The following is a 17,393-nucleotide window of genomic DNA, read 5'->3' on the forward strand; positions in this document are numbered from 1 at the left end:
CCGGTATTGTCGTAAGCCTTCAAAAACCACCCGCGGATTTTTACTGGAAAGCGGTTCAGAGTCATTGCCGGATCGATGAAGCCAGAGATTTCCTTGCCAGGTATGCATTCCGATTTCTCGGATATAAACTTGGGAGAGGTCTTATTGGAGCGACTGCTGCGGTGTGCAGTGAGTTTCCCGATTTTACCTGGGAGTATCTGGCATACCGGCATCAAAGCCGGTTGAAAATTGTCCGTGAGGTTGATGCTGAGAGTCTCCGGTTATCAGAGGACCTGACCCGCCCTCACACCTGGGATACCTGGGATCCAGATCTGAAAGGCCCGGTCTGTGTCCCGCATACACCGGATCCGGTGTTATTTGGTATCAGGGGTGACTCTCCCTTTTCTGTAGCCCATGCAGTGTCGGTAATCAGATCTGAAGGGGCGGATATGGCCCGTATCTGGAAGACAAACCAGGGTACTGATGCACACCTGGTCTTGTATGAAGGCAGCCTTCTGACTGAAGGGATATCATATCTGATCAGGGGCAGGGTTCATGAGACACCAAAAACCGGAAAAGGTGGTCATGTCTCTTTCCCACTCATGGCTAGTGATCAGAAGATTCCCTGTATGGCCTTTGAACCGACGAAGAAATTCAGGGATTTTGTCCGGTCATTACGGCCTGGTGATGAGATTCTGGTGGCCGGGAGTTACCTGAAAAATACCTTAAACCTTGAGAAGATGTACGTATTCTCTGTTGAACCGTATATTATTGCCCGGGCACCCATCTGTCCGTCATGTCAGAAGCGGATGACCAGTGCAGGGTCAGGAAAAGGGTACAAATGCCGCAGGTGCGGGAATCGTGCAACCACCCCTGAACAGATCATTGAAAAGCGGACCATCTCTTCAGGCTGGTACGAGGTTCCCCCCGGAGCACGGCGTCATCTCTCACGACCTATTGCCCGGGGTCATGTCGATCCTGATTCTTCCTCCCTTCCCTCATCGCGGAAGATGGAGCACTGATTTTCACCAGGAGATCGCATTTCCTCGCACATCAGGTACGTCAGGTACTTGGGAGCTGACCGCCCATATGTATAGTATGGAATGTGATGTGCCGGTACAACAGGTTCATCTTAAGCCTGGGATGACGGTAAAAAGCCTCATCAGTGCCATGGAGCAGGCTGGAGCCTATAATGGAGGTGCCCTGTCACGGGCGGTGAGCATAACCGGTACGATGTATCAGGATAAACGCGTAACCCGCTTTTTTGGTCTTGCCGGAGCGATGGTTCCCGCTGGAATGGGTGGTATTGTATCTGACCTTATGGAAGCAGGATACATTGATGTTCTGGTGTCAACCGGTGCCAACCTGACTCATGATATTATCGAAGCAATCGGATGTCACCATTTCCGGGGAACGGAGAAGTGCAACGATGTTGAGCTGCGGCATGATGAGATCAACCGGATTTATGATGTCTATCTCCCGAATGAGTCATTTATAAAATTCGAGGAGTTTATGCAGGACGTTTTCTCAAAAATTCCTGACGGGACCGTTCTCTCAATCACGGATCTCCTTGCCCATATCGGTTCCCACCTCAATTCTGGTATCCTTGCAACTGCGTCCAGAAAGAAGATCCCGGTCTTCTGTCCTGCAGTTCAGGACTCGATGATCGGGCTGCAGTTCTGGTTATACCGGCAGACCCACAAGATAGTCGTTGACGCATTTGGTGACATGGATAAAATCATGGACCGGTGTTTTTCAGCAGATATCGCCGGTGCGTTCTTTGTCGGGGGAGGTGTCCCGAAGAATTATATCCTGCAGAGCATGCTCATGACCCCAAAAGGGTTTACGTATGCCGTGCAACTGACCGGAGACCGGCCTGATTTAGGAGGTCTTTCTGGTGCCACTCTTGATGAAGCCAGATCCTGGGGAAAGGTTGACGAGGATGCACAGACGGTCACCGTGTATGGTGATGCAACGATAACCTTCCCGCTTATCATGTCAGCAGTACTGGAGATGTAAATGACCGAAGTAATCCTTGCCCTGGATGTGGGCACCCGTGATGCAGCGGTATCGATTGCAGAGAAGACTGCGCCATATCTGGATGGAATAAAGATAGGCTATCCCCTGGTTCTGGCAGCAGGTCTTGGCATCGCTGATGAATTATCATCTGGGGGACTTCCCCTTATTGCCGATTTCAAGGTGGCGGATATTCCTAATACCAGCCGGCTTATCGCCGAGGAAGTATTTTCTCATGGGTTTTCAGGAATTATCTGTCATGGCTTTGTCGGCAGGGATTCTGTGCTCGCCTGTGTTGATACTGCTCATGATCATGGGGGAGAGTGCTATGTCGTCACGGAGATGAGTCATCCTGGTGCGGTAGACTTTTTCCATGGGGGCATTGCCGAGCGGATTGCTGCACTTGTCTGCGAAACCGGGGCGGATGGGATCATTGCTCCAGCTACACGACCTGAACGGACACAACTGCTGCGCACGCTCATCGGCACCAGAAAGATCCTGTCACCCGGTGTTGGTGCACAGGGCGGGGATCCATCAGCAATAGCAGGAATCGTGGATGGAATTATCGTTGGAAGAGCAATTTACGAGTCTGAAGATCCTGCCGGTGCGGCCGAGCAATATGCACAGTTCAAAAGTCCTTCCCGGAATTAACCCTCCCACTTCCCTATCCATTAAGGGAATGAAAGATAATCACTAAGTATGAACTGGACTAAGGAACAACGGGCTCTCTCAGAGAAGTACTCCTGTAAGGAGGAGATCCCTGAAAGTGAACGGAGATATAAATGTCACACCTGCCACCTGATTGTTGATGAAAGTCCGTGTCCTGTCTGCGGTGATGTAAACCCGGAGATCATGTGCCCCCTTGACAATTGTGATTGTTCACATGAGATTGCTGCAACAATAGAATACTGCCCGCTCTGTGGTGAACCGGTCTGCCCTGAATGCGGATGTCATGATGTTGTGCAGATTAGCAGGGTTACCGGATACCTGCAGGATGTGTCCGGTTGGAATGCAGGCAAACAACAGGAATTAAAAGACCGTCAGCGTTATAGCGTGACATGAGGTACTACCTCAGATCAAATTCCCTTATCGTTCGTGGGAAGTTTCGAATCTGCAGTTCCGGACCTCAAGGTGGCATTCGGAATTGTACAACGCTGATAAATCATCAGGTTCAAAACGACTTTTCTCATGATCCGGAGAAGGAGCTGGAGTTGCTCTCATATTCTCTGGGTCTTTCATATGCGGACACTGCTGGTCTTCTGACGGCTGTTGATATGAATACGCTCTGTATTCTTTCCTGGGATACCATGATGGTCTTTGTAACGGCAGGTATAACCCACCCTGATCCGGTGCAGCCATCACCACCGGCACCGGAGGATACACCTGCCCCTGCTCCCGGGACGATCAATATTATAGTCCTGACCCGGGATCTTCACGATCAGGCTCTGGTCGATGCGGTCATTACTACGACCGAAGCAAAAGTCCTCGCTCTTCGTGATGCCGGATATGATTTTGCAGGAACGGTCACAGATGCGGTAATCATCGCTTCTGAGGGAACTGGCAAGACCATCAGATACGCAGGGAGTGCAACAGAGACCGGACGGCGGATTCATGAAGCAGTGTATACTGGTGTAACAAAGGCTCTGCTTCGCCAGTCTGATATAAAGAAGAAAAAGCCCTCATTTTTTATCCGTTCAGGTATTGGCGGACCTCACTGGGTAGTATGGGAGAAAGAGCATTGCCCCTATTATCCGTGTCATTATCAGGGGCAGCGATGTGATCTCTGTTATTGTCCGCTCTACCCGTGTGGAGATACAACCCTTGGTGACTGGATTGTAAAACCTGAACGGGCACCGGTCTTTGCATGCACCCGCTGTTTATTAAATCACCACCCACAGGTAACCAGCCATCTTTTGAGAAATCCTGAAGCCACATTACTTGAATTAAAGTCATTATATTCTAAAAATCACTAAAATCTCTATAATTTAGTGATATTTTCACTTTCACCCCGCGGGTATCTTCTTTAAATACCCTTGTTGTTGACCTTTCTTATGGAGATGAAATGGAACTCAAAGAAATCGCAGACAGGATCTCCGAAAAATTTGCAGCAGCAGGTCATCCAATTGACCGGGCAAAACTTGAGGAAAAGATCAACCGGTTTGTAGAAGAATTCTCTGTCCCGCCTGCCGAAGCGGAACGATCAATAATCGGTGATTATGCCCGGCAATTTGGGATGGAACTTCCATCAGCAGGTCCGTCAAAACAGGATGCTGATTCTGTAATACCGATATCAGAGATCCAGGCCGAACAATGGGTTACGGTCGAAGGACAGATAGTTACCTTAATCCCTTCACGCTCTCCTTCAGTAGCCCAGAGCGGGGTAATAATGGACTCAAGCGGGACTATGCGGTTTACCGTGTGGGCAAAGGCAAATGCACCGGTGATGGAACAGGGAAAATGGTACAGGATCGAATCTGCGGTAGCGGATGAATACAATGGTCAGGTAAGCCTGAAAGTTCATTCAGGAACCACCATAACCGAACTTGCTCCGGATTCTGTTCCTGAACCGGTGATAACACCGATATCAGAGATAAAACCAAAACAATGGATATCTGTTGAAGGTGAGGTCACAACCATCTTTCCGCCCCGGTCTCCTTCAATTGCACAGTCGGGTATATTTGCAGACAATTCAGGTACTATCCGGTTCACTGTCTGGGCCTCTGCCAATGCGCCGCTCCTTGAACAAGGGCACTGGTACCGGCTGGATCTTGTTGAATCAGATGAGTTTAACGGACAACTATCAATAAAAGTTCATAGCGGGACAAAAATCACCCCGATATCCAGAGATGAAATGCCTGACATCGAAAAGACACCGGTTGGGGAATTATCACCTGGTGTCGCCCTGGTTGAAGGGAAGGTAGTAGCGATAGAGAAGCAATCTTCTGATCAGATACTTCAACGGGGTGTTTTTGCTGATGATTCCGGAGCAGTCAGGTTTATCATCCGAAATAGTCCGGGAGCAGAGCCCCTGATGGAAAATCAGTGGTATGCAATAAAGGGGGCAGTTGTGGATCGGTACCGGGGGGCATTCAGCATGCAGATAAATCCAGGTACAGCAACACCACTTCTGGAGGACCGGAGTATCAGACCAAATATCATCCCGGTCGCCCAGGCAGGGCCGGGAATCGTCTGTCTGCGGGTAAAACTTGTCCAGGAATATGAAAGTACCTCAGAACGTATCTTCCAGAGCGGCCTTTTGGGCGAAGAGTCGGGGACTATCCGGTTCGTCACCTGGAAGGATGACATGGCCCAGAGACTGGTACCTGACATGGTCTATGGTATCTATTATGCATCAGTTGATGAGTTCAACGGCCGGTTGTCTGTAACCCTGAACGGGGCAACTCTTCTTCCGGACGAAGGCGCCACCATTCAGGTCAGATCTCCGAATGAGGAAGTGAAGGGGGCATTTGTCCACCTCTCTCCGGGATCAGGTCTTATCAAGCGATGTCCGGTTGAGGGATGTGGGCGTGTCCTCTCAAGGCAGAATTATTGTCCGATCCATGAAATTCAGCCGAATTATATCTATGATCTCAGGGTCAAAGGCTGGCTTGATGACGGTCAGAAGACCTATGATACAATCATTTCACGGGAAGGTGTTGAGGAACTGACCGGACTTAACCTTATCACAGCACAGGAGATGGCAGAGAATAACCCTCTTGGTCTTGATACCGTATTTTATCATGTCAATGAGCAGATTCTGGGCCGGTATCTTATCTGCAGGGGGAGGGTATTTGATAATCGCCTGGTTGCCTATAATTGTGAATTTCAGACTTTTGATGCCGGGATGCTGGCCGAACTGATGAACCGTGCGGAGGGTGGATCACATGAGTGACAACTCAGCAAACCGAAGATTTGAACGCGAGTCAGCGAAAAGAGTCTTTGCAGCAGAACTACGGGAAGCTCATCATCATTTCAGAGAAGGTACGGATGACAAAAGCCCGACCTATATACTGCTTCCAACAGGTGAGCGGTGTAACCGGGTTTTTATTGCCGGGACTCTGACTGAAAAGAAGAAGTCAGAAGGTGAAGCGGTCTTTTACCAGATCAGGGTCATGGATCCCACCGGAATATTCTTTGTGAGTGCCGGGAGCTACCAACCCGAAGCGCTTCATCAGATCTCATCAATCGAATCACCATCCTATGTGGTCATCATTGGAAAGCCCGGGGTGTTTCAGGCCCCTGATGGAAGAAACCTGGTGTCAGTCAGGGCAGAATCTATTACCGCCGTTGATAAATCTGTGGTTGACTGCTGGATTCTGGATACTGCACGGCTGACGCTTGATAGGATCGAAAAGAACACCGACGATCCGGATCATCAGAAGGCAGCTGAAGTGTATCAGCGTCCATTTGAATCCTGGCGATCAAAAGTCAAAGAAGCACTTGCTTCTATTCAACTCTGATTTTTCAGATTTTTAAAAATCAAAAAAAATTATGTTACGGTAATTATCCGTTGTTTGTAGACCGTACTCGCCAGTCCGCCCCTGTTCACCGTCAGCCTGACAGAGAATGTCCCTTTCTTAAGATAGGTATGATACGGATTTTTCTGATATGAAAATCCTCCATCCCCAAATGACCAGGTCCACCGGTTCGGGTTTCCATATGACTGGTCAATGAACTGTACCCGTAATGGTGCCCTTCCATAGGTTGGTGCAGCATAAAATGCGGCACTCAAATCAGACCCTGGTTTTGGTGTTGGTGACACAGTCGGTGTCGGGGTTGGAGAGGGAGTGAATGTCGGCGTGGGTGTCGGCGTCTTTGTGGGTGTAACCGTCGGGTACGGGGTATAGGTTGGTGTCGGTGTTGGTGCTGCTCCTCCAAGGGCCTTTGCGGCGTTCAGTCTTCCTCCGGATCCAACCTTGCCGGAGAGGGATGATATCGCATCAACACTGCTGAAGATTCTGCTTCGAATCTGGGTAGCAGACATTGACGGATTCTGCGATTTTATCAATGCCGCGACTCCGGACACATGCGGTGTGGCCATGGATGTCCCGCTCAGGTACTGATAGGTGCCTGATTTGGACGTGCTGTAAATGCTGACACCCGGCGCTGCAAGATCCACTGAGTTAGGTCCATAATTGGAGAATGAAGCCAGTTTGTCATTGTAATCAGTCGCCGCCACCGAGAGGATGTTACTGCTGGTAAATGCTGCCGGGTACTGGGGATTACTATCCGCATTTGCACCGCTGTTCCCTGCTGCACATACCACAACTGCAGAAGAGGCATCGATGGCATCTTTTAGTGACTGGGTATACCCGGTACCACTCCATGAGTTGGAGATTACGGCAGCTCCTTTCCGGTTGGCGTATAATATTGCAGAAATTGCATCAGATACATAGCCAGAGCCTTGTGCATTCAGGAACTTGAGTGGCATTATCTTTACATTCCAGGCTGTCCCGGTGACCCCGATCCCATTGTTCCCCACCGCAGCAATGGTACCGGCACAATGAGTTCCATGACCGCTGTCATCCATGGGATCATTGTTCTTTGAGACAAAATTCCAGCCCCGGACATCATCGATATATCCGTTCCCGTCATCATCAACCCCATTGATGATCTCACCGGAATTCTGCCAGATGTTCGCAGCAAGGTCAGGATGAGTGTAGTCAACACCGGTATCAACAACTGCCACCACAACATTTGGTGAACCGGTAGTGATGCCCCATGCTTCAGGTGCGTCAATATCAGCATCGACCATTCCATAAAACGGAGCCTGTCCGGTGTTGTGAAGTCCCCATAAATACTGGTAGCCTGGATCATTTGGGTATGCAGCAGCACTGATACTCATCGTATTGACATCAGCCACTTTTCCGGTCTTTTCAATCGGACTTAAGGAGATCTTGTAGTCAGGTTCGACATACAAAACATCCGGACTGTTCTTATATGCCTCCATTGCTGCATCAAGTGTGTTCGTGGTGACCTGAACGACCTGCATACCAGGAATTCCTGCATCACTCAGGTCCTTTACCACTGATGTCCCGGCCTGTGTATTTGTTGCTGACTGAATTGACATCATCGAGGATTCAGCCCGTGGGCGGTCAGGATTATATCGTACAATCAGCCGGTCAGGCGCATATTCTGTTGATACCTCAACCGACTGAACTGAAACGGGAAGAGCTGAAGACTGTAATACAGCACCAGAACCCCCTGGTGATACCGTCGGAGGTGAAATCTGTTGTATTGGCGATGGATTTGATAAAATACTGTGATCAGGAATCGCCGTTCCTGCCTGTGTGAGTACACAGATGATGACTATCACTCCTGTAAGAAGAGTGAGCGACGAAATGTTCCCTGGAATAATCATGTAAACCCCCTGTGAAATAGCACAGCTAATTTCTTATTTGCCGTCTATATGAAAGAAGTTTCCCGAACAATGACTCGTGATCAGGCAAACAGAGAAAAGACCTGAAGTTGTATATATAATACATCTGTGTATCACCGGGTTCAAATAGATCCAGATGCAGAATTGTAAGTAAGACCCCCCCCGGGTAATGTGATGCTGATATCATGGGAGATATAATCTGCCCGAAATGCAACTCGAAAGACACGGATTTTGAAGATCTGGTCACGACGGAGTCAGGAAGTATGATTGCAAAATGCAAGTGCAATGCCTGTAGTCATACCTGGGATATGCCGTTCGGGTTGTAATATTGTACCGCTTTCTGATTTATCCGATGGAATTGTTACGGAAATGAAATATTTTCATAGAATGAATGCCGGGGTCATCGTAATCGGCATATTTATCTTTTGCTGGGGACTTGTCTGGCTTGGAAATGATATGGGATGGTGGGATTTTTCCTTTCCGTTCTGGCCGGTAATTGTAATTCTCACCGGTATTATGATCCTCCTCTATGAACTGAAAAAAACAGTCAGCAAGGAGTAATATATGCCTTTTTCAGGCTTCCGATAAAGATACACTCATCCGGTGCGATAAGATCTATCCCTTCGAACTCCCCAAACTCGATATCAAGACCACGGACCAGGGCTGCCGGGATCTGTTCATCAGACTCTCCCATGACCAGTTCGGCTGCAGATGCGATATTGTCCGCGACCGCCCGTCTGGTGACCTTGAGTTCCCGGCCAAAGAGATCTTTTCTTCCCCTTTCATCGATGATGGCAGGAATGCCGGAGCAGGCGATGGCTACCCCTCCGGACCCATATCGCATGGGATGAGTCCTGCTGTCGATAATAAGAATTGCAACAACACAGCCGGTCTTTTCAAGAATAGTTTTCCGGAGATCGTGTGCCAGTGCATCAGGATCTGCCGGAAGGAGTGTGACATGCCCTTCAGGTGCATTTGATCCGTCAACCCCTGCATTTGGAAGAAGATGACCTGATGTTATGGATAGTAAAAACCCAGGTATTCCCCCTACAACAGCATCAGACTCCTGGATTACCACTTCAGCCAGAGCCGGTTCGATGTCATACTGCAAAGCTACCTCTAGTGCCTCTTCTGATGGCTGGATTGATTCGAGTTTAACAATTCTCCCCTGGGCGGTTGCAACCGCAGACTCTGCAAAGACGATGATGTCATGATCCTGCAGGACAAGTCCCTGAGTATCAAGGGCAGTAAAGAGATGTTCCAGCAGGGAATCGCCAGGTTTTATGAGTGCAGTCTGTAGTCCGTAGATCTGAAATTGTCTCATTCCTACCTCATCAGGTGCATGACACTTTTGATAACATCCCTGGTCTCCGGGATGTCATGTGCTCGAATAACTGATGCCCCGCTTTCAATTAATCTGGTCGTCACGGCAAGTGTTCCGGCAAGTCTTCCGGTTGGTGACTGACCGGTTAATTCACCAATAAATGACTTTCTCGAGACAGCGACAAGAAGTGGCAGATCATATACAGATAATTCATGAAAATGCCTGCATAGGTCCCAGTCATCTTCTGCTGTCCGTTCAGGTATCCATTTGCCGATACCGGGATCAAGGATAATATCCTCAATCCCATTGTCACCTGCCCGTGTCAGAACATTTCTGATTAAATCATGGGTATCCTGAAGAGAGCGGGCATCCCCTGGCGATTTTCCAGATGCCATGAGAACTGCCGGAAGTCCGGCATCTGCGATGAGCTCTGCCAGATCAGGGTTTGAAAGTCCGGATATATCATTTGCAATATGGATATCAAAATGAAGAGCAGCATTCAGGACTTCAGGGTGCATGGTATCAATACTGATGATAACGTCCTCACCCTGCAGTTCGTGTAAAGATTCTTTTATTCGGGCAGTCTCTTCAGATACTGAAATCGGGGGGCTGCCCGGTGCCGTGCTGCGTGCCCCTATGTCAAGAATCTCAGCCCCGTCAGTTATCATCTGAACGGCAGTCTCATGAACCGCTGAAATTGGCACAAAAGAACCAGGATAAAAAGATTCGGGACTAATGTTCAGAACACCCATCAGGACAGGGCAGGACCTGCCGATATGAATGTCCTTTACATGAAATGTCCGCATCGACTCCTTGCGATATCTGCGGTGTTTTCCATAAGTGATGCGATAGTCATCGGTCCGACACCGCCCGGGACCGGCGTAATTGCCCCGGCAATCTTCTCAACCTCATCAAATGCCACATCACCACAGAGTTTTCCGTTCACCTGGTTTGTGCCGACATCAATAACCGTCGCTCCTGGTTTGACCATATCTGCGGTTATGATCCCTGCTTTTCCTGCAGCACTCACAAGTATGTCTGCCTGTTTTGTAATCTCTTTTAGATTCTCTGTTTTGCTATGACACATAGTCACGGTTGCATCTGCATGAAGAAGAAGAAGAGCAATCGGACGACCGACATCCACACTCCTCCCAACAACAACTGCCCGCTTGCCTGCGATTGAAATTTTGTTCTCATGAAGAAGGGTCATGATCCCCTTTGGTGTGCAGGGTCTCGGGCCGGGAAGTCCGGTGACCAGCCTTCCCATGTTCAGGGGATGAAATCCGTCCACATCCTTTTCAGGAAGAATTGCTGCCAAAACTGCTTCGGTATCAATGGATTTTGGGAGAGGAAGCTGGACCAGTATCCCATCAATATCCGGATCTTCGTTCAGCTGACGGATCCTATCAAGGATAGTCCGGGTGGTTGTGTCCTCCGGGAGGGAGATGTTTACCGAAGAGATGCCGACCTGTTCACACGCCCGGTGCTTCATCCTGACATACATATGTGATGCCGGGTCATCACCCACAATAACGGTAGCAAGAGTAGGGGAGAGACCCCCCTCAATAATATCTTCTTTCAGCAGTTCGAGTCTTCGTGCTGCAAGTCCTTTACCATCTAATATCATGTCAGATCAGGGTAGAGGGGATATTGGCTGGCAAGAGATTTGACTTCTTCCCTGATGGTATCCTGAAGTCCGGTATTCTTGCTGTCACGGATGATTGCTGCAATCCATTCTCCGATCTGTTTCATTTCGCTCTCTTTCATACCACGGCTGGTAACGGCGGGAGTTCCGACACGAAGACCACTGGTGACAAAGGGGCTCTTGGTCTCATTCGGAATGGTGTTCTTGTTAACGGTAATCCCGGCATTTCCAAGGGCCTGTTCTGCCTCAAGTCCGGTAATACCAAAGTTCGTCAGGTCAAGAAGACAGAGATGGTTGTCGGTTCCACCAGAGACAAGTCTGACACCGTTTGCTGATAAGGTATCAGCCATTGTCCGTGCATTCTTAACAACCTGTTCTGAATATTTTTTGAACTCTTTTGTGGATGCTTCCTTGAAACAGACTGCTTTTGCAGCAATGATATGCATCAGGGGCCCGCCCTGCATTCCGGGGAATACGGCCTTGTCAATGGGTGCTGCAAACTCCTTGTCACAGAGGATGAATCCACCACGGGGACCACGAAGTGTTTTGTGCGTGGTTGACGTGGTAAAGGTTGTCAGACCGACCGGACTTGGGTGGATGCCGGTTGCACACAGACCTGCAATATGCGCAATATCTGCAACACAGTATGCTCCGACTTCTTCAGAGATCTCAGCAAAGGCCTTAAAATCAATCTCTCTTGGGTAGGCACTTGCACCGCATACAATAATCTTTGGTTTGATAGTTCGTGCCATCTCGGCTATCGTGCCATAATCCATCCGCTCTGTCTTTAAATCAACCCCGTACTGGTGTGATTCATAGATTATACCTGAAAAGTTCACCGGGGATCCGTGGGAGAGATGGCCACCCTGTGAGAGGTTCATGGAAAGGATCTTATCACCAGGCTTGAGGACAGTGAAGTATACTGCCATATTTGCCTGGCTGCCGGAATGTGGCTGAACATTTGCATGTTCTGCACCAAACAGGGAACAAACCCTGTCGCGGGCCAGATTCTCTGCCATATCATGGAACTCACACCCGCCGTAGTACCGTTTGCCCGGATACCCTTCTGCGTATTTGTTCGTCATGATTGAACCGGAAGCTTCAAGGACTGCCCTGCTGACGACGTTCTCTGAAGCAATAAGTTCAAGGCCGTTTATCTGACGGTTGGTTTCTTTATCGATGATCGCTGCAATTTCTGGATCAGTCGTTTCCAGATAGGACATGTGCATACACATCTGGCATAAAAGGGTAATATGGTTTTGTACATCCGGATAATTTTTCTCTGTCAAGCGGTCAGTTTAAGAGAAAATGAAAAATTGAGAAGGGAAATATATATGTATTAGTATCAAATACTAACACAGACAGATAGCCGGGTTATATCAGGATTGTAAGTTATGAGCGAAGAAGGGTACGGGACAAATAATCTTGATGAACGGGTTCGTCTGCTCGAGCGGAAAGTAGCAGACATGGAAGCGCTCATCAAAGGCCTGACAGATGAAATGCTGGATATGAAGGCGGTTGTTATGAAGCTGAAAAAGGAACAGCGGCCACCACCGGTTATCCAGGCAGTTGCTCCACCAATCTCCCGAAGCAAGGTTGAGCGGGAAAGTCTGGAACCGGAGGCTGAAACGGTAAAAACGGTCTCTCCTCCGGCACGGGATAAGATCACCCTGAAGATGCAGCCAGATGGTACATTACAGCCGGAGAAGGAGAGCGGTGAAGAGATTATCATTGCATCCGCCCGCGATGCCCGGATGAGATATAAGGACCAGCATCAGAGAAGTGGTTCGAATGATCTCATCATTGCAGAAGATAAAGAGCCTTCAGAAGACTTGTAAATCAGGAAAATAATTCCCCTTCCTTGCTCTGGTGTAAGGGTTTGCATATCACACAACTTGAAATAGATAATTTCAAATCTTTTGGGAGAAAAACGAAAATCCCATTTTTACCGGGATTTACCGTAATTTCCGGACCGAATGGTTCAGGAAAAAGCAATATTATTGATAGTATTCTTTTTGTTCTTGCCCTTTCTTCATCAAGGCATCTTCGTGCAGAGAAGCTGACTGATCTCATCAATCTGAACACCGATAAAAATACCGCCGAAGTTGAGATAACGTTCTCTGACGGGACACATATCCGGCGTCGTATCAAGAGAACCGAAAACACCTATTATAATTATCTGTATCTGAATGGACGCTCCTGCAGGCAGGGAGAACTTCTGGACTTTCTCGCCGGTCATGGAATTGTGCCCCATGGGTATAATGTGGTCATGCAGGGGGATATCAACCGGATTATCGAGATGAGTGATAATGAACGGAGAAAGATTATCGATGAGATAGCCGGTGTTGCCGAGTTTGATTCAAAGAAAGATATGGCCCTCTCCGAACTTTCACAGGTCAGGGAGCGAATGACTGAAGAGTCGGTTCACATTGAGGAGCTGAGTGTCAGGCTTACTCAGCTGGAGAAACAGAAGGAACAGGCTGTTTCCTATCGGAAATTGCAGGATGAACTGAAATATCTGACAATGTGCCGGTCCGCCGCACGATTATCTGCCCGGAAGAAGGATCAGGATGTACTTCTGCAGTCAATAGCCGAAGAAAAAAATCAGGTAGTCCAGATTGAGGCAGATATCTCATGGAAGTCTCATGAACGGGATTTTATCAGGGATGAGATAGCGGAGATAGATCAGAAGATAACTGCCAGGACCGGGAGTGAATACATGGCTCTGGTGACCAGGATTGCAGAGGCAAAGGCTGCAATTGATGGTTTTTATCGGTCGATAGATCGGGCCGGCCGAGACAAGGAGGAAGCGAATAAAAGGCTTTCTGATGTTTTCACTGATGTAAAGCGGCAGGAAGAGCGACTACAGGCCCTTGACACCGAAATGCGGAACCTGATGATTGATCGGACCAACCTCTCTATGACGGCATCTGCAGTGCAAAAGGAGTTTGATCGGATATCGCAGGCAATTGCCCAGGAGACAAAAGGTCTTGAAGAAGAGGAGGCCCGACTGGAAAGCCTGCGGTCAGAGATTCACAAAATCCGCGAAGAACGGGGTGAATTACTGCATCAACAGGATATTCTCATTGAACGGTCACGGATGCGAAGCGCTGAGGAAGACCGCCTTACCTCCCGGATAATTGCGATAGAGAAAGATATCAGAGAGAAGGATGAGGATATCGCAGGTCTTACCACGGCATTATCCCGGCTTTTCGAAGAGAAGAAAGAGCATGATCGGATGATGGCCGCTCTTGATACTGCTCTATATACGAAACGTGAAGAGCATGATCGACTGATTCGTCAGATCCGGGATCTTAAAGTTGAAATCGGGAGAAAAGAAGCGCAACAACAGGCCCAGGGTCGGTATAATCGTGCGATGGAAGCAGTTCTCGGAATGGACGGGGTGTATGGCACTATAGGAGATCTTGCAACCTGTAAACCTGAATATGCGAATGCACTCACTATTGCAGCCGGAGGAAAGATCCATTTTGTTGTTGTTGAGACCGATCAGATAGCTGCTGATGCGATCCGGTACCTGCAGGAGCATAAACTGGGTCGGGTAACATTTCTCCCATTAAATAAGCTCAGGCCAAAACCGCTCCCCTCTCTGCCACCGGGATCAGATGTTCTGGGATTTGCTCTTGATCTGCTTGATTATGATCCCCGGTTTGATGCAGCCTTCAGAGTTGTATTCGGTTCCACCATGGTTATTGATACCCTTGACCATGCACGAAAGCGGATTGGTTCATCACGCATGGTCACCCTCGATGGGTCGCTGCTGGAACCATCCGGAACAATGACCGGAGGGAGCATGAAGAAAGATGCCGGCGGGTTTGGGACAACATCGGTTGATGAGGTGAAGCATCTTTCATCCCAATTAGCTGCTCTGACTGCTCAAGAACAGGCACTGTCCGAAGTATTGAAAGCTGATACCACCGAGCGTGATTCTGTACAGAGCCGGAGACTGGAACTTGAAGGTGCCGTTGTCAGGGCGAAAGGACAATTGGAATCTGCAGAATCAGCAAAGGTCAATCTCCTTTCCGAGAAGGATTCTCTTCAGAAACAGCGTGAAGAAGCAGGCGGAGGAGGCTGTGGCAGTTCTCTTGAACTTGCAACGGTTGAAGCAGCGATAGAAGAGAAGAATCAGACTCTTGCGAGGATTCAGAAAGCGATTCAGGATATCACCAATCATCTGTCTGAAACCGGCATTCCTCAACTCTACGAACAGCGTGAAGAGGCTGAACGACAGATTACCGAGATACAGAGGAGGCTGCATAACAAAGAACAGGAGATCAACGAGATCCGGTTGGAGCTTGGGTTTGCCCAGAAAAAAGTTGAGGAAGAACGTCAGCAGATGGAGCGTATCCGGGACCAGATGAAACGGTACGAGGAAGAGATACGCGAGTGTCATGATGAGATTGCGAAGAAGCAACAGGATATCAAGGATGCCGAGACAACAGTTGCCAAGTTCTCCCAGGAGATAGAGGATCTCCGGTCAGAGCGTTCAGTACTATCAAACAAGGCGGACTCCTTTGATCTTGAGATTCGTGAGTTTTCAGGGAAAAAGGATCGGGTCCTGCTGAAAATTGAGAGTATGGAGGAGAAGTTATCTGCTCTGAAATCGGAAATTGCAGAGTTGGTAACCGAAGCTGGTGAGTGCAGAACCGATTTAAGTGAAGAGGAGATTGAGGACCGGTCACAGAAGACAATGGTCGCGATTGAACGTCTTGGGGATGTCAATATGCGGGCCATTGAGGAGTATGAACAGGTCCATGCGGTTGTTGCAGAACGTATGTCAAGAGTTGAAACGTTAAAACGGGAGATGAATGATATTCAGGAGCGGATAGAATTTTTCTCAAAGAAAAAGTATGAAGCCTTTCAGGATGCCTTCACTTCTATAGATGCCAATTTCAGGGATATCTTCTCACGCCTTACCATGGGCTCCGGAGAACTCAGGCTTGAAAACCCCGATGATCCCTTTACTGGCGGTCTGTCTTTTGCGGTCCAGCCACGTGATAAAAAAGTGCATCATCTCTCTGCACTCTCCGGTGGTGAAAAGTCGCTCACAACGCTTGCCTTCATCTTTTCGATACAGAAATACATACCTGCGCCTTTTTATGCATTTGATGAAGTGGACATGAATCTTGACGGATCAAACGTAGTGCGGATTGCTGAGATGATCCGGGAGTTGTCAGGAACATCACAATTTATCAACATCTCTCTTCGAAAGCCGATGATTGATTCTGCAGACCGAATCCTCGGGGTGACTATCAGGCCTGATAAGACCAGTCTTGTGACCGGAGTGAGTATGGATGATTGATGACCCGGTTGAAATCCTGGTAAAGATGGCTGAACGCGGGGAGATTGATCCCTGGAATATCGATATTACCGAAGTAACCGATCGTTTTTTCGCTGAGATGGAGAAGCAGGAGATGCTTGATCTCCGCCTGTCAGCGAGAACTCTTCTATATGCTGCTACCCTTCTGCGGATCAAATCCGATTATCTGAAAGATACTTCATGGGGATTTGAGGAAGAAGATGAGGGGGGAGATATCCCTGATAGTCCTGATGACGATGGTACATCACGGATTCACAACCCAGTCCAGCTGCTGGAACATGAGATCACCCGCCGGCTGGAACGGAAGAGTATGCGCAAACAGCCGATCACTCTCTACGACCTCATCAACCTTCTTCGGAACGCAGAAAAAGAAGAACGAAGGCGACAACGCGAAGTCTGGAGTTATGACGGGCTCGTGTACACTGAAGAGGTTGTCTCAATCGCCCATGAGGAAGCGTACCAGGAGAATGCCATGGAGGTCCTGACCTGCTGTGTGGACTGTGTATCTCAGGGCCGGAAAGTCACCTTATCAGAGATTGCAACCCGTCTGGCATGGCCGGTTGTTCATGTCTTTATCCCGCTGCTCTTCCTCATGCATGAGGGATACCTGGAGATTTCCCAGGACACGTTCTTTGGCGAGGTATATATTGAACCCAATCCGGCCACGTATGCGGCTATCCAGAATGCAACCGGATCAGGTATGATCTGAATC

The 17,393-nt window shown here is 48.7% G+C and carries 17 protein-coding genes; 12 read left to right on the forward strand and 5 right to left on the reverse strand.

Features of this window, described 5'->3' with window-relative positions; all coding sequences use genetic code 11:
• The 7 genes from LDL35_RS07280 to LDL35_RS07310 form a co-directional block, all read left to right on the forward strand.
• On the forward strand, positions 1-1,001 hold a 1,001-nt coding region (locus LDL35_RS07280; RefSeq protein ID WP_304021021.1), incomplete at its 5' end, for a tRNA(Ile)(2)-agmatinylcytidine synthase.
• 76 nt (positions 1,002-1,077) lie between these two features.
• Positions 1,078-1,998, forward strand: a complete 921-nt coding sequence (locus tag LDL35_RS07285; protein ID WP_304021061.1) for a deoxyhypusine synthase — start codon at positions 1,078-1,080, stop codon at positions 1,996-1,998.
• Positions 1,999-2,646 (forward strand): orotidine-5'-phosphate decarboxylase, encoded by a 648-nt coding sequence (pyrF, locus tag LDL35_RS07290; RefSeq protein WP_304021024.1) that lies wholly within the window; start codon positions 1,999-2,001, stop codon positions 2,644-2,646.
• 48 nt (positions 2,647-2,694) lie between these two features.
• Positions 2,695-3,057 (forward strand): anaerobic ribonucleoside-triphosphate reductase, encoded by a 363-nt coding sequence (nrdD, locus tag LDL35_RS07295; protein ID WP_304021027.1) that lies wholly within the window; start codon positions 2,695-2,697, stop codon positions 3,055-3,057.
• Positions 3,054-3,968 carry an adenosylcobinamide amidohydrolase gene (locus LDL35_RS07300; protein ID WP_304021030.1) on the forward strand — a complete coding sequence of 305 codons (915 nt, stop codon included), beginning with the start codon at positions 3,054-3,056 and terminating at the stop codon, positions 3,966-3,968. Before nrdD ends, LDL35_RS07300 begins: the two co-directional genes overlap by 4 nt.
• Before the next feature lie 89 nt (positions 3,969-4,057).
• Positions 4,058-5,887 (forward strand): hypothetical protein, encoded by a 1,830-nt coding sequence (locus LDL35_RS07305; protein WP_304021033.1) that lies wholly within the window; start codon positions 4,058-4,060, stop codon positions 5,885-5,887.
• A complete protein-coding gene (locus LDL35_RS07310) occupies positions 5,880-6,455 on the forward strand; it encodes a nucleic acid-binding protein (RefSeq protein ID WP_304021036.1) in 576 nt (191 codons plus the stop codon). The genes LDL35_RS07305 and LDL35_RS07310 overlap by 8 nt, the downstream gene beginning before the upstream one ends.
• Positions 6,456-6,484: 29 nt before the next feature.
• Here LDL35_RS07310 and LDL35_RS07315 read toward each other — a convergent pair whose 3' ends face one another.
• Positions 6,485-8,356 carry a S8 family serine peptidase gene (locus tag LDL35_RS07315; protein ID WP_304021038.1) on the reverse strand — a complete coding sequence of 624 codons (1,872 nt, stop codon included), beginning with the start codon at positions 8,354-8,356 and terminating at the stop codon, positions 6,485-6,487.
• A 203-nt stretch (positions 8,357-8,559) separates the two neighbouring features.
• Here LDL35_RS07315 and LDL35_RS07320 point away from each other — a divergent pair, with 203 nt between their 5' ends.
• The gene (locus tag LDL35_RS07320) at positions 8,560-8,700 is read left to right on the forward strand and encodes a hypothetical protein (RefSeq protein ID WP_304021041.1); all 141 of its coding nucleotides are present in this window, start codon (positions 8,560-8,562) and stop codon (positions 8,698-8,700) included.
• Between the two features lie 43 nt (positions 8,701-8,743).
• On the forward strand, positions 8,744-8,935 hold the full coding sequence (locus LDL35_RS07325; RefSeq protein ID WP_304021043.1) for a hypothetical protein: 192 nt from the start codon (positions 8,744-8,746) through the stop codon (positions 8,933-8,935).
• Here the strand turns inward: LDL35_RS07325 and cofE are convergent.
• Genes cofE through glyA form a run of 4 tightly spaced genes read right to left on the reverse strand, consistent with a single transcriptional unit; the run spans position 8,922 to position 12,566 of the window.
• Entirely contained in the window at positions 8,922-9,698 is a 777-nt protein-coding gene (gene cofE / locus LDL35_RS07330) for a coenzyme F420-0:L-glutamate ligase (protein ID WP_304021045.1), read from the reverse strand. The two genes, LDL35_RS07325 and cofE, sit on opposite strands and share 14 nt — an antisense overlap.
• A gap of 2 nt (positions 9,699-9,700) precedes the next feature.
• Positions 9,701-10,504, reverse strand: coding sequence for a dihydropteroate synthase (folP, locus tag LDL35_RS07335; protein ID WP_304021048.1), 804 nt, complete (start codon positions 10,502-10,504; stop codon positions 9,701-9,703).
• Positions 10,486-11,325 carry a bifunctional methylenetetrahydrofolate dehydrogenase/methenyltetrahydrofolate cyclohydrolase FolD gene (gene folD / locus LDL35_RS07340; protein ID WP_304021051.1) on the reverse strand — a complete coding sequence of 280 codons (840 nt, stop codon included), beginning with the start codon at positions 11,323-11,325 and terminating at the stop codon, positions 10,486-10,488. The genes folP and folD overlap by 19 nt, the downstream gene beginning before the upstream one ends.
• Positions 11,322-12,566 carry a serine hydroxymethyltransferase gene (gene glyA / locus LDL35_RS07345; RefSeq protein ID WP_304021064.1) on the reverse strand — a complete coding sequence of 415 codons (1,245 nt, stop codon included), beginning with the start codon at positions 12,564-12,566 and terminating at the stop codon, positions 11,322-11,324. Before glyA ends, folD begins: the two co-directional genes overlap by 4 nt.
• A gap of 171 nt (positions 12,567-12,737) precedes the next feature.
• On the opposite strand from glyA, the gene LDL35_RS07350 reads away from it, so the two are divergent.
• From LDL35_RS07350 to LDL35_RS07360, 3 genes are read left to right on the forward strand one after another with little or no spacing between them, the layout of a single operon-like run.
• On the forward strand, positions 12,738-13,181 hold the full coding sequence (locus tag LDL35_RS07350; RefSeq protein WP_304021053.1) for a hypothetical protein: 444 nt from the start codon (positions 12,738-12,740) through the stop codon (positions 13,179-13,181).
• 41 nt (positions 13,182-13,222) lie between these two features.
• Positions 13,223-16,663 carry a chromosome segregation protein SMC gene (gene smc / locus LDL35_RS07355; RefSeq protein WP_304021056.1) on the forward strand — a complete coding sequence of 1,147 codons (3,441 nt, stop codon included), beginning with the start codon at positions 13,223-13,225 and terminating at the stop codon, positions 16,661-16,663.
• The gene (locus tag LDL35_RS07360; RefSeq protein WP_304021059.1) at positions 16,656-17,390 is read left to right on the forward strand and encodes a ScpA family protein; all 735 of its coding nucleotides are present in this window, start codon (positions 16,656-16,658) and stop codon (positions 17,388-17,390) included. The genes smc and LDL35_RS07360 overlap by 8 nt, the downstream gene beginning before the upstream one ends.
• The last annotated feature ends 3 nt before the right edge of the window (positions 17,391-17,393 follow it).

The organism is Methanospirillum hungatei (genome assembly GCF_020216685.1).
Lineage (GTDB): Archaea > Halobacteriota > Methanomicrobia > Methanomicrobiales > Methanospirillaceae > Methanospirillum > Methanospirillum hungatei_B.